A 24536-nucleotide genomic window follows, 5' to 3' on the forward strand; every position below is an offset into this window, starting at 1 on the left:
AAGCAAAAACCCTCGCTACTTGCGTAACGAGGGTTTTTGGGGAGTAACAAGCCTGACGATGACCTACTTTCACACTGGTTGCAGCACTATCATCGGCGCGAAGTCGTTTCACGGTCCTGTTCGGGATGGGAAGGGGTGGTACCAACTTGCTATAGTCATCAGGCATAACTTGTAAAGTCAGTTGCTCTCGATGGAGCAGCAACCAACCCAAACTGGAAGAAGTATTTAGTAGATTCTTGGGTGTGATGCACTAAGGGCAAACACAATATATGCTCAACTTGTCTATAACAGAGCTAATGTTATAGGAACAAGCCGCACGGGCAATTAGTATCAGTTAGCTTAACGCATTACTGCGCTTCCACACCTGACCTATCAACGTCCTGGTCTCGAACGACCCTTTAGGGGAATCTAGTTCCCGGGAAGTCTCATCTCAAGGCGAGTTTCCCGCTTAGATGCTTTCAGCGGTTATCTCTTCCGAACTTAGCTACTCGGCAATGCCACTGGCGTGACAACCGATACACCAGAGGTTCGTCCACTCCGGTCCTCTCGTACTAGGAGCAGCCCCCTTCAAACTTCCAACGCCCACGGCAGATAGGGACCAAACTGTCTCACGACGTTTTAAACCCAGCTCACGTACCACTTTAAATGGCGAACAGCCATACCCTTGGGACCGGCTACAGCCCCAGGATGTGATGAGCCGACATCGAGGTGCCAAACTCCCCCGTCGATATGAACTCTTGGGAGGAATCAGCCTGTTATCCCCAGAGTACCTTTTATCCGTTGAGCGATGGCCCTTCCATACAGAACCACCGGATCACTATGTCCTACTTTCGTACCTGCTCGACTTGTCAGTCTCGCAGTTAAGCACGCTTATGCCATTGCACTATTAGCACGATGTCCGACCGTACCTAGCGTACCTTCGAACTCCTCCGTTACACTTTGGGAGGAGACCGCCCCAGTCAAACTGCCTACCATGCACTGTCCCCGATCCGGATAACGGACCAAGGTTAGAACCTCAAACAAACCAGGGTGGTATTTCAAGGTCGGCTCCACGCAGACTAGCGTCCACGCTTCAAAGCCTCCCACCTATCCTACACAGATTGGTTCAAAGTCCAATGCAAAGCTACAGTAAAGGTTCATGGGGTCTTTCCGTCTAGCCGCGGGTAGATTGCATCATCACAAACATTTCAACTTCGCTGAGTCTCGGGAGGAGACAGTGTGGCCATCGTTACGCCATTCGTGCAGGTCGGAACTTACCCGACAAGGAATTTCGCTACCTTAGGACCGTTATAGTTACGGCCGCCGTTTACTGGGACTTCAATCAAGAGCTTGCACCCCATCATTTAATCTTCCAGCACCGGGCAGGCGTCACACCCTATACGTCCACTTTCGTGTTTGCAGAGTGCTGTGTTTTTATTAAACAGTCGCAGCCACCATTTTATTGCAACCCTTTTGTCCTTCTGGCGCAGGCCAGTCAAACTACTTGGGCGTACCTTATCCCGAAGTTACGGTACCAATTTGCCGAGTTCCTTCTCCCGAGTTCTCTCAAGCGCCTTAGAATACTCATCTCGCCCACCTGTGTCGGTTTGCGGTACGGTCTCGTTAGACTGAAGCTTAGAGGCTTTTCTTGGAACCACTTCCGATTGCTTCGCGAACAAGTTCGCTCGTCTCACACCCTTGAATTACGCTGCCGGATTTGCCTAACAGCCTTCTTCGATGCAAAAACCGACTATTCCAACAGTCGGACAACCTTCCGCGATCCGTCCCCCCATCGCATCTAACGACGGTGCAGGAATATTAACCTGCTTCCCATCAGCTACGCATCTCTGCCTCGCCTTAGGGGCCGACTCACCCTGCTCCGATGAACGTTGAACAGGAAACCTTGGGCTTACGGCGTGCGGGCTTTTCACCCGCATTATCGCTACTCATGTCAGCATTCGCACTTCTGATACCTCCAGCATCCTTTACAAGACACCTTCACAGGCTTACAGAACGCTCTCCTACCATATCCTTGCGGATATCCGCAGCTTCGGTGACTGGCTTAGCCCCGTTACATCTTCCGCGCAGGACGACTCGATCAGTGAGCTATTACGCTTTCTTTAAAGGATGGCTGCTTCTAAGCCAACCTCCTGACTGTTTTAGCCTTCCCACTTCGTTTTCCACTTAGCCAATCTTTGGGACCTTAGCTGGCGGTCTGGGTTGTTTCCCTCTTGACGTCGGACGTTAGCACCCGGCGTCTGTCTCCCAAGCTCGCACTCATCGGTATTCGGAGTTTGCAATGGTTTGGTAAGTCGCGATGACCCCCTAGCCATAACAGTGCTCTACCCCGATGGTGATACTTGAGGCACTACCTAAATAGTTTTCGGAGAGAACCAGCTATTTCCAAGTTTGTTTAGCCTTTCACCCCTATCCACAGCTCATCCCCTAATTTTTCAACATTAGTGGGTTCGGTCCTCCAGTGCGTGTTACCGCACCTTCAACCTGGCCATGGATAGATCACTTGGTTTCGGGTCTACACCCAGCGACTGAACGCCCTATTCGGACTCGATTTCTCTGCGCCTTCCCTATTCGGTTAAGCTTGCCACTGAATGTAAGTCGCTGACCCATTATACAAAAGGTACGCAGTCACCCCTTACGAGGCTCCTACTGTTTGTATGCACACGGTTTCAGGATCTATTTCACTCCCCTTCCGGGGTTCTTTTCGCCTTTCCCTCACGGTACTGGTTCACTATCGGTCGATTACGAGTATTTAGCCTTGGAGGATGGTCCCCCCATGTTCAGACAGGATTTCACGTGTCCCGCCCTACTTGTCGCAAGCCTAGTTCCACACCATCGATTTCGCATACGGGGCTATCACCCACTATGGCCGGACTTTCCATTCCGTTTTGCTATCGTTGATGCTAAATCTTGCAGGCTGATCCCATTTCGCTCGCCACTACTTTGGGAATCTCGGTTGATTTCTTTTCCTGTAGCTACTTAGATGTTTCAGTTCGCCACGTTCGCTTCGTTACCCTATGTATTCAGATAACGATGACCTTACGGCCGGGTTTCCCCATTCGGAAATCTGCGGATCAAAGCTTGTTTGCCAGCTCCCCGCAGCTTATCGCAAGCTACTACGTCCTTCATCGCCTGTAATCGCCAAGGCATCCACCATGTGCACTTATTCGCTTGTTCCTATAACGTTAGCCTCTTTTGCAAGAGCGTTATATGAAGCGTTGAGTTTTAGCGTTTGCCGTATTCCAAAGTAAGTCTTCTAATTGCTAAGATCACTTCGTAATACTTTGATTGATACAATCACACCCATTTTTTTGATTCATACAAGGACCGCAGTCCTGGCATTCATCATCAAATGAATCTTTACTTCTTCCAGATTGTTAAAGAACAAAAACAGCCATTGATCGTAAAAGATCAAACCTAAATCACTACGCCAACTTGAACGCTGACTTAGGTTTGATATTTCTTGGTGGAGGTTGACGGGATCGAACCGACGACCCCCTGCTTGCAAAGCAGGTGCTCTCCCAGCTGAGCTAAACCCCCGAAACCTTGGTGGGTCTGGTTGGGCTCGAACCAACGACCCCCGCGTTATCAACACGGTGCTCTAACCAGCTGAGCTACAGACCCGCTTGGATCAGTATCAGTAGCCAGTCAGTGACTTGTGTCACGGACCGTGCTTCACCAAATAACTGTTCTTGATTTACAGCCGATAAGTGTGGACGCTTAACTTCGTGCGCACTCTAGAAAGGAGGTGATCCAGCCGCACCTTCCGATACGGCTACCTTGTTACGACTTCACCCCAGTCACGAATCCTACCGTGGTGAGCGCCCTCCTTGCGGTTAGGCTACCCACTTCTGGTAAAACCCGCTCCCATGGTGTGACGGGCGGTGTGTACAAGACCCGGGAACGTATTCACCGCGACATGCTGATCCGCGATTACTAGCGATTCCAACTTCATGGAGTCGAGTTGCAGACTCCAATCCGGACTACGATACACTTTCTGGGATTAGCTCCCCCTCGCGGGTTGGCGGCCCTCTGTATGTACCATTGTATGACGTGTGAAGCCCTACCCATAAGGGCCATGAGGACTTGACGTCATCCCCACCTTCCTCCGGTTTGTCACCGGCAGTCTCATTAGAGTGCCCTTTCGTAGCAACTAATGACAAGGGTTGCGCTCGTTGCGGGACTTAACCCAACATCTCACGACACGAGCTGACGACAGCCATGCAGCACCTGTGTGATGGTTCTCTTTCGAGCACTCCCAAATCTCTTCGGGATTCCATCCATGTCAAGGGTAGGTAAGGTTTTTCGCGTTGCATCGAATTAATCCACATCATCCACCGCTTGTGCGGGTCCCCGTCAATTCCTTTGAGTTTTAATCTTGCGACCGTACTCCCCAGGCGGTCTACTTCACGCGTTAGCTGCGTTACCAAGTCAATTAAGACCCGACAACTAGTAGACATCGTTTAGGGCGTGGACTACCAGGGTATCTAATCCTGTTTGCTCCCCACGCTTTCGTGCATGAGCGTCAGTGTTATCCCAGGGGGCTGCCTTCGCCATCGGTATTCCTCCACATATCTACGCATTTCACTGCTACACGTGGAATTCTACCCCCCTCTGACACACTCTAGCCGTGCAGTCTCAAATGCAATTCCCAGGTTGAGCCCGGGGATTTCACATCTGACTTACACAACCGCCTGCGCACGCTTTACGCCCAGTAATTCCGATTAACGCTTGCACCCTACGTATTACCGCGGCTGCTGGCACGTAGTTAGCCGGTGCTTATTCTTCAGGTACCGTCATTAGTAATAGATATTAGCTACTACCGTTTCTTCCCTGACAAAAGAGCTTTACAACCCGAAGGCCTTCTTCACTCACGCGGCATTGCTGGATCAGGGTTGCCCCCATTGTCCAAAATTCCCCACTGCTGCCTCCCGTAGGAGTCTGGGCCGTGTCTCAGTCCCAGTGTGGCTGGTCGTCCTCTCAGACCAGCTACTGATCGTCGCCTTGGTAGGCTTTTACCCCACCAACTAGCTAATCAGATATCGGCCGCTCCAGGAGCATGAGGTCTTGCGATCCCCCACTTTCATCCGTAGATCGTATGCGGTATTAGCTAGTCTTTCGACTAGTTATCCCCCACTCTAGGGCACGTTCCGATATATTACTCACCCGTTCGCCACTCGCCATCAGGAGCAAGCTCCTATGCTGCCGTTCGACTTGCATGTGTAAGGCATGCCGCCAGCGTTCAATCTGAGCCAGGATCAAACTCTTTAGTTTAATCTCTGTTTTGTGCCATTTCTGGCTACCCCGAAGGGCATCGCTCTCTCAAAATACTGACAGGTAATTTCTTGCGAACTTACCTATATTTCTTGTGAGCATTTAATATTTAAAGTTTCCAGAACCGAAGTTCTGTCACACTTCATTAAACGCCCACGCTTATCGGCTGTTAATTTTTAAAGATCTTGTCTGCCGCAAACGCGCTTGGCGCTGTTTGCATCGCTGCGAATCGTTTTGTTCGTCAGCAGCAGAGAAGCGAGATTATGTAGCAGTTTGTTTATCGCGTCAACTACTTTTTTGCGATTCGTTTTAAATCTCTTCGTCTCGCTTAACTTCCGCTTTGACTACTTCCATTTAAAACGTACTTCACACTGCTTCATGCCTCTTTGCTTTCCGGTTCAACCTGGTTCGCTTTTCAGCGGTCACCGTTGTTCCGGCCAGCTCGGTGAAGACTCATTCATACTTCAGGGTCTCACACGTATACTTAAAAGCAAAAACCCTCGCTACTTGCGTAACGAGGGTTTTTGGGGATAACAAGCCTGACGATGACCTACTTTCACACTGGTTGCAGCACTATCATCGGCGCGAAGTCGTTTCACGGTCCTGTTCGGGATGGGAAGGGGTGGTACCAACTTGCTATAGTCATCAGGCATAACTTGTAAAGTCAGTTGCTCTCGATGGAGCAGCAACCAACCCAAACTGGAAGAAGTATTTAGTAGATTCTTGGGTGTGATGCACTAAGGGCAAACACATTTTATGCTCAACTTGTCTATAACAGAGCTAATGTTATAGGAACAAGCCGCACGGGCAATTAGTATCAGTTAGCTTAACGCATTACTGCGCTTCCACACCTGACCTATCAACGTCCTGGTCTCGAACGACCCTTTAGGGGAATCTAGTTCCCGGGAAGTCTCATCTCAAGGCGAGTTTCCCGCTTAGATGCTTTCAGCGGTTATCTCTTCCGAACTTAGCTACTCGGCAATGCCACTGGCGTGACAACCGATACACCAGAGGTTCGTCCACTCCGGTCCTCTCGTACTAGGAGCAGCCCCCTTCAAACTTCCAACGCCCACGGCAGATAGGGACCAAACTGTCTCACGACGTTTTAAACCCAGCTCACGTACCACTTTAAATGGCGAACAGCCATACCCTTGGGACCGGCTACAGCCCCAGGATGTGATGAGCCGACATCGAGGTGCCAAACTCCCCCGTCGATATGAACTCTTGGGAGGAATCAGCCTGTTATCCCCAGAGTACCTTTTATCCGTTGAGCGATGGCCCTTCCATACAGAACCACCGGATCACTATGTCCTACTTTCGTACCTGCTCGACTTGTCAGTCTCGCAGTTAAGCACGCTTATGCCATTGCACTATTAGCACGATGTCCGACCGTACCTAGCGTACCTTCGAACTCCTCCGTTACACTTTGGGAGGAGACCGCCCCAGTCAAACTGCCTACCATGCACTGTCCCCGATCCGGATAACGGACCAAGGTTAGAACCTCAAACAAACCAGGGTGGTATTTCAAGGTCGGCTCCACGCAGACTAGCGTCCACGCTTCAAAGCCTCCCACCTATCCTACACAGATTGGTTCAAAGTCCAATGCAAAGCTACAGTAAAGGTTCATGGGGTCTTTCCGTCTAGCCGCGGGTAGATTGCATCATCACAAACATTTCAACTTCGCTGAGTCTCGGGAGGAGACAGTGTGGCCATCGTTACGCCATTCGTGCAGGTCGGAACTTACCCGACAAGGAATTTCGCTACCTTAGGACCGTTATAGTTACGGCCGCCGTTTACTGGGACTTCAATCAAGAGCTTGCACCCCATCATTTAATCTTCCAGCACCGGGCAGGCGTCACACCCTATACGTCCACTTTCGTGTTTGCAGAGTGCTGTGTTTTTATTAAACAGTCGCAGCCACCATTTTATTGCAACCCTTTTGTCCTTCTGGCGCAGGCCAGTCAAACTACTTGGGCGTACCTTATCCCGAAGTTACGGTACCAATTTGCCGAGTTCCTTCTCCCGAGTTCTCTCAAGCGCCTTAGAATACTCATCTCGCCCACCTGTGTCGGTTTGCGGTACGGTCTCGTTAGACTGAAGCTTAGAGGCTTTTCTTGGAACCACTTCCGATTGCTTCGCGAACAAGTTCGCTCGTCTCACACCCTTGAATTACGCTGCCGGATTTGCCTAACAGCCTTCTTCGATGCAAAAACCGACTATTCCAACAGTCGGACAACCTTCCGCGATCCGTCCCCCCATCGCATCTAACGACGGTGCAGGAATATTAACCTGCTTCCCATCAGCTACGCATCTCTGCCTCGCCTTAGGGGCCGACTCACCCTGCTCCGATGAACGTTGAACAGGAAACCTTGGGCTTACGGCGTGCGGGCTTTTCACCCGCATTATCGCTACTCATGTCAGCATTCGCACTTCTGATACCTCCAGCATCCTTTACAAGACACCTTCACAGGCTTACAGAACGCTCTCCTACCATATCCTTGCGGATATCCGCAGCTTCGGTGACTGGCTTAGCCCCGTTACATCTTCCGCGCAGGACGACTCGATCAGTGAGCTATTACGCTTTCTTTAAAGGATGGCTGCTTCTAAGCCAACCTCCTGACTGTTTTAGCCTTCCCACTTCGTTTTCCACTTAGCCAATCTTTGGGACCTTAGCTGGCGGTCTGGGTTGTTTCCCTCTTGACGTCGGACGTTAGCACCCGGCGTCTGTCTCCCAAGCTCGCACTCATCGGTATTCGGAGTTTGCAATGGTTTGGTAAGTCGCGATGACCCCCTAGCCATAACAGTGCTCTACCCCCGATGGTGATACTTGAGGCACTACCTAAATAGTTTTCGGAGAGAACCAGCTATTTCCAAGTTTGTTTAGCCTTTCACCCCTATCCACAGCTCATCCCCTAATTTTTCAACATTAGTGGGTTCGGTCCTCCAGTGCGTGTTACCGCACCTTCAACCTGGCCATGGATAGATCACTTGGTTTCGGGTCTACACCCAGCGACTGAACGCCCTATTCGGACTCGATTTCTCTGCGCCTTCCCTATTCGGTTAAGCTTGCCACTGAATGTAAGTCGCTGACCCATTATACAAAAGGTACGCAGTCACCCCTTACGAGGCTCCTACTGTTTGTATGCACACGGTTTCAGGATCTATTTCACTCCCCTTCCGGGGTTCTTTTCGCCTTTCCCTCACGGTACTGGTTCACTATCGGTCGATTACGAGTATTTAGCCTTGGAGGATGGTCCCCCCATGTTCAGACAGGATTTCACGTGTCCCGCCCTACTTGTCGCAAGCCTAGTTCCACACCATCGATTTCGCATACGGGGCTATCACCCACTATGGCCGGACTTTCCATTCCGTTTTGCTATCGTTGATGCTAAATCTTGCAGGCTGATCCCATTTCGCTCGCCACTACTTTGGGAATCTCGGTTGATTTCTTTTCCTGTAGCTACTTAGATGTTTCAGTTCGCCACGTTCGCTTCGTTACCCTATGTATTCAGATAACGATGACCTTACGGCCGGGTTTCCCCATTCGGAAATCTGCGGATCAAAGCTTGTTTGCCAGCTCCCCGCAGCTTATCGCAAGCTACTACGTCCTTCATCGCCTGTAATCGCCAAGGCATCCACCATGTGCACTTATTCGCTTGTTCCTATAACGTTAGCCTCTTTTGCAAGAGCGTTATATGAAGCGTTGAGTTTTAGCGTTTGCCGTATTCCAAAGTAAGTCTTCTAATTGCTAAGATCACTTCGTAATACTTTGATTGATACAATCACACCCATTTTTACTTTCGCAAGAACCGAAGTCCTGGCGATCGTTTAAATGAATCTTTACTTCTTCCAGATTGTTAAAGAACAAAAACAGCCATTGATCGTAAAAGATCAAACCTAAATCACTACGCCAACTTGAACGCTGACTTAGGTTTGATATTTCTTGGTGGAGGTTGACGGGATCGAACCGACGACCCCCTGCTTGCAAAGCAGGTGCTCTCCCAGCTGAGCTAAACCCCCGAAACCTTGGTGGGTCTGGTTGGGCTCGAACCAACGACCCCCGCGTTATCAACACGGTGCTCTAACCAGCTGAGCTACAGACCCGCTTGGATCAGTATCAGTAGCCAGTCAGTGACTTGTGTCACGGACCGTGCTTCACCAAATAACTGTTCTTGATTTACAGCCGATAAGTGTGGACGCTTAACTTCGTGCGCACTCTAGAAAGGAGGTGATCCAGCCGCACCTTCCGATACGGCTACCTTGTTACGACTTCACCCCAGTCACGAATCCTACCGTGGTGAGCGCCCTCCTTGCGGTTAGGCTACCCACTTCTGGTAAAACCCGCTCCCATGGTGTGACGGGCGGTGTGTACAAGACCCGGGAACGTATTCACCGCGACATGCTGATCCGCGATTACTAGCGATTCCAACTTCATGGAGTCGAGTTGCAGACTCCAATCCGGACTACGATACACTTTCTGGGATTAGCTCCCCCTCGCGGGTTGGCGGCCCTCTGTATGTACCATTGTATGACGTGTGAAGCCCTACCCATAAGGGCCATGAGGACTTGACGTCATCCCCACCTTCCTCCGGTTTGTCACCGGCAGTCTCATTAGAGTGCCCTTTCGTAGCAACTAATGACAAGGGTTGCGCTCGTTGCGGGACTTAACCCAACATCTCACGACACGAGCTGACGACAGCCATGCAGCACCTGTGTGATGGTTCTCTTTCGAGCACTCCCAAATCTCTTCAGGATTCCATCCATGTCAAGGGTAGGTAAGGTTTTTCGCGTTGCATCGAATTAATCCACATCATCCACCGCTTGTGCGGGTCCCCGTCAATTCCTTTGAGTTTTAATCTTGCGACCGTACTCCCCAGGCGGTCTACTTCACGCGTTAGCTGCGTTACCAAGTCAATTAAGACCCGACAACTAGTAGACATCGTTTAGGGCGTGGACTACCAGGGTATCTAATCCTGTTTGCTCCCCACGCTTTCGTGCATGAGCGTCAGTGTTATCCCAGGGGGCTGCCTTCGCCATCGGTATTCCTCCACATATCTACGCATTTCACTGCTACACGTGGAATCTACCCCCTCTGACACACTCTAGCCGTGCAGTCTCAAATGCAATTCCCAGGTTGAGCCCGGGGATTTCACATCTGACTTACACAACCGCCTGCGCACGCTTTACGCCCAGTAATTCCGATTAACGCTTGCACCCTACGTATTACCGCGGCTGCTGGCACGTAGTTAGCCGGTGCTTATTCTTCAGGTACCGTCATTAGTAATAGATATTAGCTACTACCGTTTCTTCCCTGACAAAAGAGCTTTACAACCCGAAGGCCTTCTTCACTCACGCGGCATTGCTGGATCAGGGTTGCCCCCATTGTCCAAAATTCCCCACTGCTGCCTCCCGTAGGAGTCTGGGCCGTGTCTCAGTCCCAGTGTGGCTGGTCGTCCTCTCAGACCAGCTACTGATCGTCGCCTTGGTAGGCTTTTACCCCACCAACTAGCTAATCAGATATCGGCCGCTCCAGGAGCATGAGGTCTTGCGATCCCCCACTTTCATCCGTAGATCGTATGCGGTATTAGCTAGTCTTTCGACTAGTTATCCCCACTCTAGGGCACGTTCCGATATATTACTCACCCGTTCGCCACTCGCCATCAGGAGCAAGCTCCTATGCTGCCGTTCGACTTGCATGTGTAAGGCATGCCGCCAGCGTTCAATCTGAGCCAGGATCAAACTCTTTAGTTTAATCTCTGTTTTGTGCCATTTCTGGCTACCCCGAAGGGCATCGCTCTCTCAAAATACTGACAGGTAATTTCTTGCGAACTTACCTATATTTCTTGTGAGCATTTAATATTTAAAGTTTCCAGAACCGAAGTTCTGTCGCACTTCATTAAACGCCCACGCTTATCGGCTGTTAATTTTTAAAGATCTTGTCTGCCGCAAACGCGCTTGGCGCTGTTTGCATCGCTGCGAATCGTTTTGTTCGTCAGCAGCAGAGAAACGAGATTATGTAGCAGTTTGTTTATCGCGTCAACTACTTTTTTGCGATTCGCTTTAAATCTTTTCGTCTTCGCTTTTGCTACCGCTCGACTACTTCCAATTAAAACGCCTTACAACCTGCTTCACTACTCCTTGCTTCGCCGACATCCGTCGCTCTGTTTTTCAACTTCACTTCGTGTGCCGCGTCAGCAGGGGGCGAACTATAGCAACCCACTACATGCCGCGCAAGCACTTTCGAAAAAATCTCGAAAATAATACAAGTGCAGTGCTTCGCCATCGACGCCAAATTCCCGCAAACCCCCGACTGGCAGCGGTTTCCGCTGGATATGAATAAATAGTAAATCATTCAGAAAAAAGGGCCGCCCTGACGGGCGACCCTTTCTTCTCCATGGAAAGAAAAATGATCAGGCGTTCTTGAACACCGCCGGCCGCTTTTCCAGGAAGGCCTTCATGCCCTCCTTCTGGTCCTCGGTAGCGAAGCAGCTATAAAAGAGCGCGCGCTCATACTTCATCCCCTCGGACAAGGTGGTCTCGTAGGCACGATTGACCGAATCCTTCACCATCATCGCCACCTGGCGCGGCATCTCGGTAATGGTCACCGCAGCCGCCATGGCTTCTTCCATGAGCTTGTCGGCCGGCACGATGCGCGACACCAGCCCGGCGCGCTCAGCCTCCTGTGCATCCATCATGCGTGCCGTCAGCGCCAGGTCCATGGCCTTGGACTTGGAGACCGCACGCGGCAGGCGCTGCGTACCGCCAGCGCCCGGGATGATGCCCAGCTTGATCTCCGGTTGCCCGAACTTCGCATTGTCGGCCGCGATGATGAAATCGCACATCATCGCCAGCTCACAGCCACCGCCCAGCGCATAGCCCGCCACTGCGGCAATCACCGGCTTGCGGATGCGACGCAGGGTCTCCCAGTTGCGTGTGATGAATTCCCCATTGAAGACATCCATATAATCAAACCCGGCCATCACACTGATATCAGCCCCCGCCGCGAAGGCCTTCTCACTGCCGGTGACGATGATGCAGCCGATCTCTTCCTGAGCATCGAAGGCCAATAATGCCGTTCCCAGCTCGCTCATCAGATCGTCGCTCAAGGCATTGAGCGCCTTGGGACGGTTCAGGCGGATCAGGCCGACCTTGTCATGGGTCTCGACCAGGATGTTTTCATAGCTCATAGTGGGTCTCCTTCTTATGAATGAATCGGCAATCCGCCCGGGCGTGGCAGCAACCGGCACGGCGAACCGCAAGAATAAGCCAAAAATAATGCGCCAGTCCGACCTGGCGCAATGACTGCCAAGAATTTCATGCGGGCAAGGCACCACGGGACTATATTGGAGTCATTCCCTGTGCGCAGCGGCGCATTCCCTATCCCTATATGAGGAGGCGAACATGTTCAAGAATATCCTGGTCCCCACGGACGGCTCCGAACGCTCAGACAAGGCCATCGCGACGGCCATCGACTACGCCAAAAACAGTGGTGCGAGCATCGTCGGCATCTCGGTGGCCGAACCCTACCCCTTCTCGCCGCTGGCCGAGAGCTCGATGGCGATCGATCCCGCCCTTTATGAAGAAAACGTCAAAACCCTGGCCAACCAGCACATCAAGAAGATCGCAGATGCTGCGGCCGCCGCCGGCGTACCCTGCCAGACGGAGATCGTGATGTCCTTCAATCCCGATGAAGAAATCATCAAGGCGGCGACGCTGCACGGCTGCGACGCCATCTTCATGGCCTCCCACGGGCGCAGTGGGCTTTCGCGCATCTTCCTGGGCAGCAAGACGCAGAAGGTGCTGACCCATTCGACCATCCCGGTGCTGGTACTGCGCTGATTCTTGTAGATAAGCCCCGCCATCGGCAAAAAAGCCTGATCCCTCGACAGGATCAGGCTTTTTCATTGCCGCAAGGAATTCACCAAAATTCAGTTGCCACCCGGCGGCGTCATCCCCTTGGGCAGCAGCACCCACATCATGCCGCGCTGCTTCATGGCCCCCGCGCGATCCTCGGCTTCGTCGCCAAAGCCCCAGAAATAGTCGGCCCGCACCACGCCACGAATGGCACCGCCCGTATCCTGCGCCACCACCAGCCGCTGCAGCGGCCGGTCGCTATTGGGCAGCGTGGTCGCCAGGAACACCGGCGCCCCCAGCGGCACATGCTGCGGGTCGATGGCGATGGAACGCTGCGGGGTCAGCGGAATGCCTTGCGCCCCCTTGGGTCCCTTGGAAGGATCCGGCAGCTTTTCTTCCTTGAAGAAGACATAGCTGGGATTGGCATTGAGCAACTCTTCCTTGCGCGCCGGATTGGCCTGCACCCAGGCCTTGATGTTCTGGGCGGATGCCTGGGACAGCTCCATCTCCCCCTTATCCACCAGATAGCGTCCGATCGACTTGTAGGGACGGCCATTCTGGTCCGCATAGGCCAGGCGAATGGTCTCGCGCGACTCCGGCAGATACACGCGGCCCGAGCCCTGCACCTGCAGGAAGAAGGCCTCCACCGGATCATCCACCCAGACGATTTCCTTGCCGGACAAGCTATTGCCCTGCATCAACTCGGCGCGCGTCGGATACGGCACCACCTTGCGTCCGACCACCTTGCCGCGCAGGCGCAGGTTCTTCAGTTCGGGATAGACGCTGGCCATGTCGATGGTCAGCAGGTCGTCCGGCGCCTGGTACAGCGGTGTCTGATACGGCCCGGCGCGGCGGCGCGAACCGCGCAGCAGGGGCTCGTAGTAGCCGGTCACCAGCCCGGTGTCGGTGCCATCGGGATTGAACAGCTGATACGGCGTGAAATAAGTCTCAAAATACTGGCGCAGGAAGCCAAGGTCATTGGCATTGACCTGCTGCGCCGCGCCACAGGCGGCGCGCCACTCGGGCTTGCGAATCATGACCGAGCAGGAAGACTGCAGCGCTGGCCAGGCTTCGCGCAGGTCGTCATTGTTCCAGCCCGGGAGTTGGGCGAAGGTGGTGGCGCGCATGGCCGGGCCCGGCTGGGCCACTGGCTTGGGCGACGGCTGGCTCGGAGCCGGCGTGGTGAGCGGCGTGGTCTGGCAGGCCGCCAGCAGGACAGCGACCGAGACCGCCATCGCAGGTACACTAAGACGCCGCAGCGCCGACAGCTTGGCAAAACGATTCAATGACATTGGAGACAAATTCATGTTGTGGTTGATCCTGGAGGCCAGTGCCGCCTTCTTCGTGCTGGTCTTCATCGTCTGGTGGACCATGTTCTCGGGCCGCAAGGAACACAATGGCCGGCCCGTCAGCGCCAGGCAGAAAGAAGCGCAGGAAAAGAAACAGCAGCCAGCGCGAGAGAGGACAGACAGCGACCCGCGCTGAAAAATCCGTCGTCCCGCCTCAGGAAGAAAAATTCAGTGCAAGGTACGCGGCAGTGAAAGCACGAACTCGGGGATGCGCACGTCGAATTGCTCGCCATCCTCGGCCACGCAGAAATATTCACCATGCATGCTGCCCTGGGGGGTCCCGAGCGAGGTACCGCTGGTGTACTCGAACTGCTCACCGGGCTGCAGGAAGGGCTGATGCCCGACCACGCCCAGGCCGCGCACTTCCTGCGCGTGGTTGTTGGCGTCGGTGATGACCCAGTGGCGCGAGATCAACTGGGCAGGGACCGTGCCGGTATTGACGATGGTGATCGCATAGGCGAACACGTAATGCGAACGCGATGGATCGGATTGTTCCTCCAGGTACTGGGTCTTGACCGTCACCGTGAACTCATACGCTGCCATGGAATTTCCTGTGTTGTGAAGGGGACTGCCGCCGCGCCGGCGATCTGCAATCGGGCTTGCCCGCGCGGCCACCCCGGATTGCACACGAATTCAGCCGGCTGCGCAAGCCGATGCGTTCCGCCTGCTCTGCCCATTCCGGGCCAAGCCAGCTCATCGGCCGGGCCGGCGACCGCTGCAGCAAGGTAGAATAGCGGTTTTGCCGCCTTCGCGCCTGCGCCCGACGGCCAATGTCGATTCAGCCATCCTTTGTTTAAAGCCATGCCGACCTTCCGTATCGCCCCCAGCATCCTGTCCGCCGATTTCGCCCGCCTGGGTGAAGAAGTGCGCAATGTCGTCGCCGCCGGTGCCGATTTCATTCACTTCGACGTGATGGACAACCATTATGTCCCCAACCTGACCATCGGCCCCCTGGTGTGCGAAGCCATCCGCCCGCACGTGCAAGTGCCGATCGACGTGCACCTGATGGTCAAGCCGGTGGACCGCATCATCCCCGATTTCGCCAAGGCCGGTGCCAACCTCATCACCTTCCACCCGGAAGCCTCGGAGCACATCGACCGCTCCCTGCAACTGATCCGCGACAACGGCTGCAAGGCCGGCCTGGTATTCAACCCCGGCACGCCGCTGCATTACCTGGATCACGTCATGGACAAGCTGGACATGGTCCTGATCATGTCGGTGAACCCCGGTTTCGGCGGCCAGTCCTTCATTCCGGAAGCCCTGAAAAAGATCGCCGAAGTGCGCCGCCGCATCGATGAATCCGGCCGCGACATCCTGCTGGAAGTCGATGGCGGCATCAAGGTCGAGAACATCGCCGCGGCCGCCCGCGCCGGTGCCGACACCTTCGTGGCCGGTTCGGCCATCTTCGGCAAGCCGGACTACAAGGCCGTCATCGACGCCATGCGCGCCGAACTGGCCCAGGTCTGATCGCACCTCCCCTTCGCCAGACGAACAAACAACGAGGTTTACCGGGCATATGAAGAATCTGACCAACATCAAGGCCGCCATCATCGACCTCGACGGCACCATGCTGGATACGGCCGCTGACTTCCACGTCGCGGTCAACCGCATGCGTGAAGAATTGGGACTCACGCCCCTGTCCCAGGAAACCATCGTCAACTTCGTCGGCAAGGGGACCGAGAACCTGATCCGGCGCGTGCTCGCCGTGGACTATGCCGAGGACGAGGCGGCGCAATACTTCCAGCAGGCGCTGGACAGCTACACGGAGCATTACCTGGCCATCAATGGCGACTATTCCTCGCTCTACCCGGGCGTGGTCGAGGGCCTGCAAGCCTTGCGCGCCAAGGGCCTGCGCCTGGCCTGCGTGACCAACAAGCCGCTGGCCTTCGCCGTACCGCTGCTGCAGAAGAAGGGGCTGCGCGATTTCTTCGAGATCGTCTATGGCGGCGATTCCTTCCCGAAGAAGAAGCCCGATCCCATGCCCTTGCTGCAAGTCTGTGAGGATTTCGCCCTGCAACCCGCGCAGGTCGTGGCCATCGGCGACTCCAGCAACGATGCCCAGGCCGCCCGCGCGGCCGGTTGCCGTGTCCTGAATGTTCCGTATGGATACAATCACGGTGAATCTATACACGACGTCGATTCGGATGGTATAGTTTCGACGCTTGTAGAAGCAGCGCAGCAAATCTCGGTGGACTGACAACCCGTCAGCTCACCGGTCGACAGACCGAAGATCCAATCGCGACCCACATCAATGTTTCGTAACAACAAACGAACCGCTCAACCGACAGCCGCCCCTGAGGCCTGGCTGTGGCGACGCTGGCAATTCCAGGCGCAGTAATTGACGCCTGGACCTGGCCGCACCTGCGTGCCGGGTCGTTTGTTGTGGTACCGCATCCTCCGCATTTCCCGTAATTCTCATAACGACACCGCTGGCGAGAGTCCGCACCTGTCTGCTGCATCCGCGTGCATCGCGTCCATGGCTTCATGGCGTCTGCGCGCCGGTCTGCGGCCAGGCCCGCGTACCCTACAATGGCGGTCTGGAGTGACACATGACCGAACTCGAATTCAAATCGCTGGCCGCCGAAGGCTACAACCGCATCCCCCTGATCGCCGAAGCCTTCGCCGACCTGGAAACTCCGCTGACGCTCTATCTCAAGCTGGCCCAGAGCCACAACACCGGCAAGAACACCTTCCTGCTGGAGTCGGTGGTCGGTGGCGAACGCTTCGGCCGCTATTCCTTCATCGGCCTGCCCGCCTCCACCAAGATCCGCTGCAGCGGCCAGCAGATCGAGGTACTGAAAAATGACGAGGTCATCGAGACCGCCGAAGGCAATGCGCTGGAATTCATCGCCGAGTATCAATCCCGCTTCAAGGTCGCCATCCGTCCCGGCATGCCGCGCTTCTGCGGCGGCCTGGCCGGCTACTTCGGCTACGACGCCGTGCGCTACATCGAAAAACGCCTGGAAAACAGCGCCCCGCAAGATACGCTGGGCCTGCCCGACATCCAGCTGCTGCTGACCGAAGAACTGGCCGTCATCGACAACCTCTCCGGCAAGCTCTACCTGATCGTCTACGCCGACCCTACCCAGCCGGAAGCTTTCTCCCGTGGCCGCCAGCGCCTGCGCGACCTGCGCGCCATGCTGCGCCGCCCGGCCGATGCACCGGTGACCACCGGTTCGGTGCGTACTGAAACGATCCGCGAATTCCCCAAGGACGAATACCTCAAGGCCGTGGCCCGCGCCAAGGAATACGTGATGGCCGGCGACCTGATGCAGGTGCAGATCGGCCAGCGCCTCAGGAAATCCTATGTGGATTCGCCGCTGATGCTGTACCGCGCGCTGCGTTCGCTGAACCCCTCCCCTTACATGTACTTCTACAACTTCGGCGACATGCAGATCGTCGGTGCCTCGCCGGAAATCCTGGTGCGCAACGAATCCATCGGCGAAGGCCAGAAGAAGATCACCATCCGCCCGCTGGCCGGCACCCGCCCGCGCGGCTCCACCATCGAGCGCGATGAACAGCTGGCGCGCGAACTGCTGGCCGATCCCAAGGAAATCGCCGAGCACGTGATGCTGATCGACCTGGCCCGCAACGACATCGGCCGCATCGCCACCACCGGCAGCGTCAAGGTCACCGACCAGATGGTGATCGAAAAATATTCCCACGTGCAACACATCGTCTCCAACGTCGAGGGCATCCTCAAACCCGGCATGTCGAACCTGGATGTGCTCAAGGCCACCTTCCCCGCCGGCACCCTCTCGGGCGCCCCCAAGGTGCGCGCCATGGAAATCATCGACGAACTGGAACCGACCAAGCGCGGCATCTACGGCGGCGCCTGCGGCTATCTCTCCTTCGGCGGCGAGATGGACGTGGCCATTGCGATCCGTACCGGCGTCATCAAGGACGGCACGCTGTACGTGCAGGCGGCCGCCGGCATCGTGGCCGACTCGGTGCCGGAAATGGAATGGGAAGAAACCGAAAACAAGGCGCGTGCCGTATTGCGCGCTGCTGAACAAGTGCAAGATGGCCTGGACGGAGAAATCTAAATGCTGCTGATGATCGACAACTACGACTCCTTCACCTACAACCTGGTGCAATACTTCGGCGAGCTGGGCGAAGAGGTGCTGACCATCCGCAATGACGAGATCACGCTGGATGACATCAGAAAACTGAACCCGGAACGCATCTGCCTATCCCCCGGCCCCTGCAGCCCCAAGGAAGCCGGCATCTGCGTGGCCCTGCTCAAGGAATTTTCCGGCAAGCTGCCCATCCTTGGAGTCTGCCTCGGCCACCAGGCCATCGGTGAAGCCTTCGGCGGCAACATCATCCGCGCCAAGCAGGTCATGCATGGCAAGACGTCCAAGATTGCGCACACCGGCGTGGGCGTCTTCAAGGACCTGCCCACTCCCTACACCGTGATCCGCTACCACTCGCTGGCCATCGAACGCGCCACCCTGCCGGATTGCCTGGAAGTGACCGCCTGGACCGATGATGGAGAAATCATGGGCGTGCGTCACAAGGAGTTCGACCTGCAAGGCGTGCAGTTCCACCCCGAGTCCATCCTCTCCGAGCACGGCCACGCCCTGCTCAAGAACTTCCTGACCGGCAGCGCCCACGGCTGAGACCATTAGACAAATCGAGACAAGACATGCCCATCACTCCCCAAGAAGCGCTGCTGCGCTGTATCGAGCATCGCGAAATCTTCCACGATGAAATGCTGACGCTGTTCCGCCAGATCATGAGCGGCGAGATGTCGCCGGTGATGATCGCGGCCCTCACCATGGGCCTGCGCGTGAAAAAGGAAAGCATCGGCGAGATCGCCGCCGCGGCCCAGGTCATGCGCGAATTCGCCACCAAGGTGCCGATGGCCGACACCTCCCGCCTGCTCGACATCGTCGGCACCGGCGGCGACGGTGCGCACACCTTCAACATTTCCACCGCCTCCATGTTCGTGGCGGCGGCCGCCGGTGCGCGCGTGGCCAAGCATGGCGGACGCAGTGTTTCTTCGTCCTCTGGCAGCGCCGACGTACTCGAAGCCCTGGGCGCAGACATCAACCTGCAACCCGAGCAAGTGGCGCAATCGATTGCCCAGACCGGTATCGGCTTCATGTTCGCCCCCAACCACCACGCCGCCATGAAGCATGCGGCGCCGGTGCGCAAGGAGCTGGGCGTGCGCACCATCTTCAACATCCTCGGTCCGCTTACCAATCCGGCCGGTGCCCCCAACATCCTCATGGGCGTGTTCCATGCCGACCTGGTCGGCATCCAGGTGCGCGTGCTGCAACGCCTGGGCGCGCAGCACGCCATCGTGGTCTGGGGCCGAGACAACCTGGATGAGGTCACGCTGGGCGGTGCCACCATGGTGGGCGAGCTGGTCAACGGCGAGATCCGCGAATACGAGATCCATCCGGAAGACTTCGGCCTGTCCATGTTTGCCAGCCGCAACTTGCAGGTCGGCAATGCCACCGAGTCCAAGGAGAAAATCTTCGAAGCCCTGCGTGGGGAACCCGGTCCGGTGCACGACATCGTAGTCATCAATGCCGCCACCGCGCTCTACGCGGCCGGCGTTGCGCCCTCGATCGCCGAGGGCCTGCAGACGGCGCGTGCCACCATCGCTTCCGGTGCGGCGCGTGCCAAGCTGGACCAGTTCGTCCAGGTGACCCGCCAGCTCGGCGGCAAGCACTGACCTCCGCCCCTCAACTCAGCCCCCTGACAGGAGCCCCATGTCCGACATCCTCAACAAGATCCTCGACGTCAAGGCCGAGGAAGTCCGCATCGCCAAGCAGCAGCGCGACCTCGCCAGCCTGCGCCGCGATGTGGAAACCGATAGCGAATTGCGCTCGGAACTGCGCAATTTCGAAGAGAGCCTGCGCGGCAAGATCGCCAACGGCCAGGCCGGCGTGATTGCCGAAGTCAAGAAAGCCTCGCCTTCCAAGGGCGTGATCCGTCCCGACTTCAAGCCGGCCGAGATCGCGGTGAGCTATGCCGAACATGGCGCGGCCTGCCTGTCGGTACTGACCGATGAACAATTCTTCCAGGGCTCGCCGGACTACCTCAGGCAGGCGCGCGCCGCGTGTGCCCTGCCGGTACTGCGCAAGGATTTCATGATGGATCATTACCAGATCTATCAAGCGCGCTCCTGGGGCGCGGACGCCATCCTGCTGATCGTGGCTGCGCTGGACCACGGTCTCATGGCCGACATGGAAGCCTGCGCCCATGAGCTGGGCATGAGCGTGCTGGTGGAAGTCCACGATCAGGCTGAACTGGACGCGGCCCTCAAACTGAAGACCCGCCTGTTGGGCATCAACAACCGCAACCTGCGCACCTTCGAGACCACGCTCGACACCACGCTGAACCTGCTGCCGCGCATCCCCCCGGAAAAGCTGGTGGTCACCGAATCGGCGATCGCCACCCCGGACGATGTCAAGCGCATGCGCGATGCCGACGTGCATGCCTTCCTGGTCGGTGAAGCCTTCATGCGTGCCCCGGAGCCGGGCGTAGAATTGGCTCGCCTGTTCGCCTGATTCCCCCTCTCACGAAAAAACCTCGCCCGGTGCAGACCGGTACGAGGTTTTTTTTCGTCCTGAGAGTGACGGTGACCTGAGCAGCGATCAAGCCGAGAAACCGCCATCGATCATCAGGTTGGCACCGGTGATGTAGCCCGCTTCCGAACCTGCGAGATAGGCCACGAAACTGGCGATTTCTTCAGCCTTGCCATAGCGGGGCAGTGCCATCAGGCCAGTCAGGGAAGTGGCGAAGTCGCTGTTGGCCGGGTTCATGTCGGTATCGACCGGACCAGGCTGGACGTTGTTGACGGTGATGCCGCGCGGGCCGAGGTCACGGGCCAGGCCCTTGGTCAGGCCAACCAGCGCCGACTTGCTCATGGCATACACGGCGCCGCCGGCAAAGGGGATGCGGTCGGCATTGGTGCTGCCGATGCTGATGACGCGGCCGCCTTCGCCCATGTAGCGCACGGCCGCCTGGGTCGCTACGACCACGCTGCGCACATTCACGGCCAGGGTCCGATCCAGATCCTCCAGCTTGAACTCATCGATGGGGCCCATGGCCAGCACGCCCGCATTGTTGACCAGGATATCGAGCCGGCCAAAGGTCTCCGCGGCCAGGCGGATGGCTTGCTGCAGGGCGGCTGCATCGGCGCTGTCAGCCTGGATCGCCAGGGCGCGGCCACCGGCGGCTTCCACGCGGGAGACCAGGGCTTGCGCCTTGTCCGGCGAAGTGACATAGGTGAAGGCGACGGTGGCGCCTTCGGCGGCCAGGCGCTGCACGATGGCCGCGCCGATGCCGCGCGAACCGCCTTGCACGAAGGCCACCTTGGAGGCCAGGGTGGATGCGGATGGGGATGCGGCGGCGTTCTGGATTTGCTTGTTCATGATCTTGCTCCTTGAAAGTGATGGGTTGGCCCCGTCGGCCTGCAGCGGCGTGCTGCTGTGTACGTCCGGGTTGAAGCAAGTATCGGCGTTTGATTATGTAGCGACTAGCTGGCAATCCCTATCTTCTTTTTAAACCAATGGTTTAGAATCGAGCGATGGAAACCATGTCCAGCATCGAATGCTTCGTCGCTGCGGCCCACGCCGGCAGCTTTTCTGCGGCGGCACGCCAGCTCGGCCTGACCTCGGCGGCCGTGGGCAAGAACGTGGCACGGCTGGAGACTTCACTGGGCGTACGCCTGTTTCACCGCAGCACCCGCAAGCTCTCGCTGACCGAGGCAGGTGAGCGCTTTCTGCAAGAAGTGGGCGGCGGCCTGCAAGCCATCCGCAGTGCCGTGGCCAATCTCGCCAGCGCTGGCGGACAGCCGGTCGGCACGCTCAAGGTCAGCATGGGGACAGGTTTCGGGCGGCAATACATCGTGCCCTTGTTGGGAGAATTCCTGGGGCGCTATCCGGGCATCCAGCCGGACTGGCATTTCGAGAACCGCTCGGTGGATCTCATCACCGAGGGCTTTGATGCCGCCATCGCCGGCGGCACCGAGCTCTCGCCGGGCGTGGTGGCGCGCGAGCTGGCCCCGGCGCATCGGGTGCTGCTGGCTTCACCCGCCTATCTGGAGGCGCATCCCGCCTTGCGCTCGCCGGCCGACCTGGCCGAGCATGCGGGCATCCTGATCCGCTCGCCCCAGACCGGACGCGTTCGGCCTTTCTCGCTACGCGACCACAGCGGCCAGCAGGCACCGGTCACGCTGCAGCAACGCATGACCATGAGCGATGCCAATGCGGCTTGCGAGGTGGCCGAAGCGGGGCTGGGCATCACGCTGGTAGCGATGCCGCATGCCCTGCTCTATCTGGATCGCGGCACGCTGGTGCGGGTGCTGCCGGACTGGTACGTGGATACCGGCATGCTCTCGCTCTACTTCACCGCAGCGCGGCTGCTGCCGGCCAAGACGCGGGTATTCGTCGATTTCGTTGTGGAGCACTTCCGCCGCGAGCGGCTGGCGGAGCGCTTTTCGGCGCAGCGCTGAAGGAGCGCCAGCGCAGTTCAGCGCTTGCCTTGCGCGGCGCGCATCCCGCCACCGATGTTGCTGCCGGCGTCCCGCGCCAGGCCACGATAGCCGATCACTGAAACCAGCGTCACCACGCCAGCCATGGCAAAGGCCCACTGGAAGTCGCCCAGCGTGAAATGCGCGCCGCTGGCATCGATCTCCTCGCCCCGGATCGCCGCCGCGATACGCAAGGCCAGCGCACCGAAGGCGATGCCCATGCCGATGGTCATCTGCTGCGCCACGCTCCACAGCGTGCTGGCCGAGGATTTGCGGGCATCGCTGATATCCGCATACGCCAGCGTGGCCAGGGTCGAAAACTGCATCGACCGCGACAGCCCGTAGCAGAAGATCACCCCCAGGATCACCGGCAGCGGTGTGCCCGGCGTGAGCAGGCCGCAGGCGATGATGAGGCAACCGGCGATGGCCGCATTGTTGACCGCCACGCTACGAAAACCGAAACGCTGCAGGACGCGCGTGGTGAACGCCTTCATGCCGAGATTGCCGAGGGCGGTGGCCAGCAGCAGCAACCCCGACTGGAACGCCGTCAGGCCGAAACCGATCTGGAACATCAGCGGCATCAGGTAAGGCACTGCATCCACGCCAATACGCGTGAGCGAACCGGTCAGCACCGTCACCGAATAGGTCGGAATGCGCAGGTTGGAAAAATCCAGCAACGGATGTTCGATGCGCTGCATGTGCCGCCACGCGCAGTATCCGAGCACCACGCCCAAGGCCACGAAACCGAGCGCCACCTTGATGTTGGATTCCATATGGCTGGCGATCTCGGTGCCATACAGCAGCGAAGTCAGCGCCGCGCCCGAGAGCAGGAAACCGATCACGTCCAGTGGCCGCTTGCCGTGACCGTGTTCATTGCGCACCACGCGCATGACGGCAATGAACGCCGCAAACCCGAACGGCACGTTCATCAGGAAGATCCAATGCCAGGAAGCATAGGTGGTGATGAAGCCACCGATCGATGGTCCCACCACCGGTGCCACGATGGCCGGCCAGGTGATGGTGGCAATGGCTTTCATCAGCCTGTCCTTGCCGGTACTGCGTACCACGATCATGCGCCCGACCGGTACCATCATTGCGCCACCCAAGCCTTGCAATACACGCGCTGCGGTGAACTCCCACACGTTCTGCGAATAGCCACACAAAACGGAAGCCAGCGTGAAGATGGCAATGGCGATGCCGAACACCGTGCGCGAACCGAAGCGGTCGGCCACCCAGCCGCTGATGGGAATGAAGACGGCCAGCGTGAGCATGTAGGCCGTCATGCCCAGGCTCAGTTCGTTGGGACCGACACCGAAGGACTGCGCCATCTGCGGCAGGGCCGTGGCGATGATGGTGGTATCGAGATACTCCATGAAGAAAGTCGCCGCCACGATGTAGGGCAACATGCGCACGCGTGCATCGGACAGGCTGTTGTCGTTGGTTCCCACGGTGTTCTTGGCCTCTGTTGTTTTTGGTTGAACCATGCGAAACGCCGGCATGGGCCGGCGCTTGCTGAAGACAGTTTTAGATAGTTACCAAATTAACCAAACTATCTAAATCATCCAAATCAT

Annotated in this window: 14 protein-coding genes, 4 tRNA genes and 6 rRNA genes; 9 read left to right on the plus strand and 15 right to left on the minus strand. The window is 56.8% G+C overall.

Annotation, left to right across the window (positions count from 1 at the left end):
• Positions 1–50: 50 nt before the first annotated feature.
• From rrf (ACWFUC_RS00005) to ACWFUC_RS00055, 11 genes are all read right to left on the minus strand, one after another.
• Positions 51–163: ribosomal RNA gene (rrf, locus tag ACWFUC_RS00005) — 5S ribosomal RNA — on the minus strand.
• A 140-nt stretch (positions 164–303) separates the two neighbouring features.
• A 23S ribosomal RNA gene (locus ACWFUC_RS00010) occupies positions 304–3174 on the minus strand.
• 287 nt (positions 3175–3461) lie between these two features.
• Positions 3462–3537: transfer RNA gene (locus ACWFUC_RS00015), tRNA-Ala, on the minus strand.
• Between the two features lie 7 nt (positions 3538–3544).
• Positions 3545–3621, minus strand: a tRNA-Ile gene (locus tag ACWFUC_RS00020).
• Positions 3622–3738: 117 nt separating this feature from the next.
• Positions 3739–5271, minus strand: a 16S ribosomal RNA gene (locus ACWFUC_RS00025).
• Positions 5272–5808: 537 nt separating this feature from the next.
• Positions 5809–5921, minus strand: a 5S ribosomal RNA gene (rrf, locus tag ACWFUC_RS00030).
• 140 nt (positions 5922–6061) lie between these two features.
• Positions 6062–8933: ribosomal RNA gene (locus ACWFUC_RS00035) — 23S ribosomal RNA — on the minus strand.
• Positions 8934–9215: 282 nt separating this feature from the next.
• A tRNA-Ala gene (locus ACWFUC_RS00040) sits at positions 9216–9291 on the minus strand.
• A 7-nt stretch (positions 9292–9298) separates the two neighbouring features.
• Positions 9299–9375: transfer RNA gene (locus ACWFUC_RS00045), tRNA-Ile, on the minus strand.
• A 117-nt stretch (positions 9376–9492) separates the two neighbouring features.
• A 16S ribosomal RNA gene (locus tag ACWFUC_RS00050) occupies positions 9493–11022 on the minus strand.
• The 16S, 23S and 5S rRNA genes sit together here with 4 tRNA genes alongside, the layout of an rRNA operon.
• Positions 11023–11681: 659 nt before the next feature.
• Positions 11682–12458 (minus strand): enoyl-CoA hydratase, encoded by a 777-nt coding sequence (locus ACWFUC_RS00055; protein ID WP_252697605.1) that lies wholly within the window; start codon positions 12456–12458, stop codon positions 11682–11684.
• Positions 12459–12672: 214 nt separating this feature from the next.
• Here ACWFUC_RS00055 and ACWFUC_RS00060 point away from each other — a divergent pair, with 214 nt between their 5' ends.
• Positions 12673–13110, plus strand: coding sequence for a universal stress protein (locus tag ACWFUC_RS00060; RefSeq protein WP_039786852.1), 438 nt, complete (start codon positions 12673–12675; stop codon positions 13108–13110).
• A gap of 89 nt (positions 13111–13199) precedes the next feature.
• On the opposite strand, the gene mltA is transcribed toward ACWFUC_RS00060, so the two are convergent.
• Positions 13200–14432: a murein transglycosylase A gene (mltA, locus tag ACWFUC_RS00065; protein WP_088756147.1), complete on the minus strand. Its 1233-nt coding sequence runs from the start codon at positions 14430–14432 to the stop codon at positions 13200–13202.
• Here mltA and ACWFUC_RS00070 point away from each other — a divergent pair.
• Positions 14431–14610 (plus strand): hypothetical protein, encoded by a 180-nt coding sequence (locus ACWFUC_RS00070; protein ID WP_489623774.1) that lies wholly within the window; start codon positions 14431–14433, stop codon positions 14608–14610. The genes mltA and ACWFUC_RS00070 overlap by 2 nt on opposite strands.
• 32 nt (positions 14611–14642) lie before the next feature.
• On the opposite strand, the gene apaG is transcribed toward ACWFUC_RS00070, so the two are convergent.
• Positions 14643–15017: a Co2+/Mg2+ efflux protein ApaG gene (gene apaG / locus ACWFUC_RS00075; protein ID WP_039786847.1), complete on the minus strand. Its 375-nt coding sequence runs from the start codon at positions 15015–15017 to the stop codon at positions 14643–14645.
• Between the two features lie 258 nt (positions 15018–15275).
• On the opposite strand from apaG, the gene rpe reads away from it, so the two are divergent.
• From rpe to trpC, 6 genes are all read left to right on the plus strand, one after another.
• Entirely contained in the window at positions 15276–15941 is a 666-nt protein-coding gene (gene rpe, locus ACWFUC_RS00080; protein WP_034340160.1) for a ribulose-phosphate 3-epimerase, read from the plus strand.
• Between the two features lie 49 nt (positions 15942–15990).
• Positions 15991–16671: a phosphoglycolate phosphatase gene (locus ACWFUC_RS00085; RefSeq protein WP_034340158.1), complete on the plus strand. Its 681-nt coding sequence runs from the start codon at positions 15991–15993 to the stop codon at positions 16669–16671.
• Between the two features lie 352 nt (positions 16672–17023).
• Complete coding sequence (trpE, locus tag ACWFUC_RS00090; RefSeq protein WP_039786830.1) at positions 17024–18520, plus strand: anthranilate synthase component I; 1497 nt, start codon at positions 17024–17026, stop codon at positions 18518–18520.
• Entirely contained in the window at positions 18521–19096 is a 576-nt protein-coding gene (locus tag ACWFUC_RS00095; protein ID WP_310840562.1) for an aminodeoxychorismate/anthranilate synthase component II, read from the plus strand.
• A gap of 26 nt (positions 19097–19122) precedes the next feature.
• Positions 19123–20160: an anthranilate phosphoribosyltransferase gene (gene trpD, locus ACWFUC_RS00100; RefSeq protein ID WP_034340151.1), complete on the plus strand. Its 1038-nt coding sequence runs from the start codon at positions 19123–19125 to the stop codon at positions 20158–20160.
• A 37-nt stretch (positions 20161–20197) separates the two neighbouring features.
• Positions 20198–20998: an indole-3-glycerol phosphate synthase TrpC gene (gene trpC, locus ACWFUC_RS00105; RefSeq protein WP_134223319.1), complete on the plus strand. Its 801-nt coding sequence runs from the start codon at positions 20198–20200 to the stop codon at positions 20996–20998.
• Positions 20999–21085: 87 nt separating this feature from the next.
• On the opposite strand, the gene ACWFUC_RS00110 is transcribed toward trpC, so the two are convergent.
• Positions 21086–21865 carry a 3-oxoacyl-ACP reductase family protein gene (locus tag ACWFUC_RS00110; protein WP_489623775.1) on the minus strand — a complete coding sequence of 260 codons (780 nt, stop codon included), beginning with the start codon at positions 21863–21865 and terminating at the stop codon, positions 21086–21088.
• 155 nt (positions 21866–22020) lie between these two features.
• Here ACWFUC_RS00110 and ACWFUC_RS00115 point away from each other — a divergent pair, with 155 nt between their 5' ends.
• The gene (locus ACWFUC_RS00115) at positions 22021–22947 is read left to right on the plus strand and encodes a LysR family transcriptional regulator (protein WP_489623776.1); all 927 of its coding nucleotides are present in this window, start codon (positions 22021–22023) and stop codon (positions 22945–22947) included.
• 17 nt (positions 22948–22964) lie between these two features.
• Here ACWFUC_RS00115 and ACWFUC_RS00120 read toward each other — a convergent pair whose 3' ends face one another.
• A complete protein-coding gene (locus ACWFUC_RS00120) occupies positions 22965–24449 on the minus strand; it encodes an MFS transporter (protein ID WP_489637418.1) in 1485 nt (494 codons plus the stop codon).
• Positions 24450–24536 lie beyond the last annotated feature (87 nt).

Source organism: Herbaspirillum sp. Her4, from assembly GCF_057961335.1.

Coding starts and splice junctions, on each gene's coding strand:
- ACWFUC_RS00055 (WP_252697605.1), bottom strand. CDS start 12,458: ATGAGCTATGAAAACATCCTGGTCGAGACCCATGACAAGGTCGGCCTG.
- ACWFUC_RS00060 (WP_039786852.1), top strand. CDS start 12,673: ATGTTCAAGAATATCCTGGTCCCCACGGACGGCTCCGAACGCTCAGAC.
- ACWFUC_RS00070 (WP_489623774.1), top strand. CDS start 14,431: ATGTTGTGGTTGATCCTGGAGGCCAGTGCCGCCTTCTTCGTGCTGGTC.
- mltA (WP_088756147.1), bottom strand. CDS start 14,432: ATGAATTTGTCTCCAATGTCATTGAATCGTTTTGCCAAGCTGTCGGCG.
- apaG (WP_039786847.1), bottom strand. CDS start 15,017: ATGGCAGCGTATGAGTTCACGGTGACGGTCAAGACCCAGTACCTGGAG.
- rpe (WP_034340160.1), top strand. CDS start 15,276: ATGCCGACCTTCCGTATCGCCCCCAGCATCCTGTCCGCCGATTTCGCC.
- ACWFUC_RS00085 (WP_034340158.1), top strand. CDS start 15,991: ATGAAGAATCTGACCAACATCAAGGCCGCCATCATCGACCTCGACGGC.
- trpE (WP_039786830.1), top strand. CDS start 17,024: ATGACCGAACTCGAATTCAAATCGCTGGCCGCCGAAGGCTACAACCGC.
- ACWFUC_RS00095 (WP_310840562.1), top strand. CDS start 18,521: ATGCTGCTGATGATCGACAACTACGACTCCTTCACCTACAACCTGGTG.
- trpD (WP_034340151.1), top strand. CDS start 19,123: ATGCCCATCACTCCCCAAGAAGCGCTGCTGCGCTGTATCGAGCATCGC.
- trpC (WP_134223319.1), top strand. CDS start 20,198: ATGTCCGACATCCTCAACAAGATCCTCGACGTCAAGGCCGAGGAAGTC.
- ACWFUC_RS00110 (WP_489623775.1), bottom strand. CDS start 21,865: ATGAACAAGCAAATCCAGAACGCCGCCGCATCCCCATCCGCATCCACC.
- ACWFUC_RS00115 (WP_489623776.1), top strand. CDS start 22,021: ATGGAAACCATGTCCAGCATCGAATGCTTCGTCGCTGCGGCCCACGCC.
- ACWFUC_RS00120 (WP_489637418.1), bottom strand. CDS start 24,449: ATGGTTCAACCAAAAACAACAGAGGCCAAGAACACCGTGGGAACCAAC.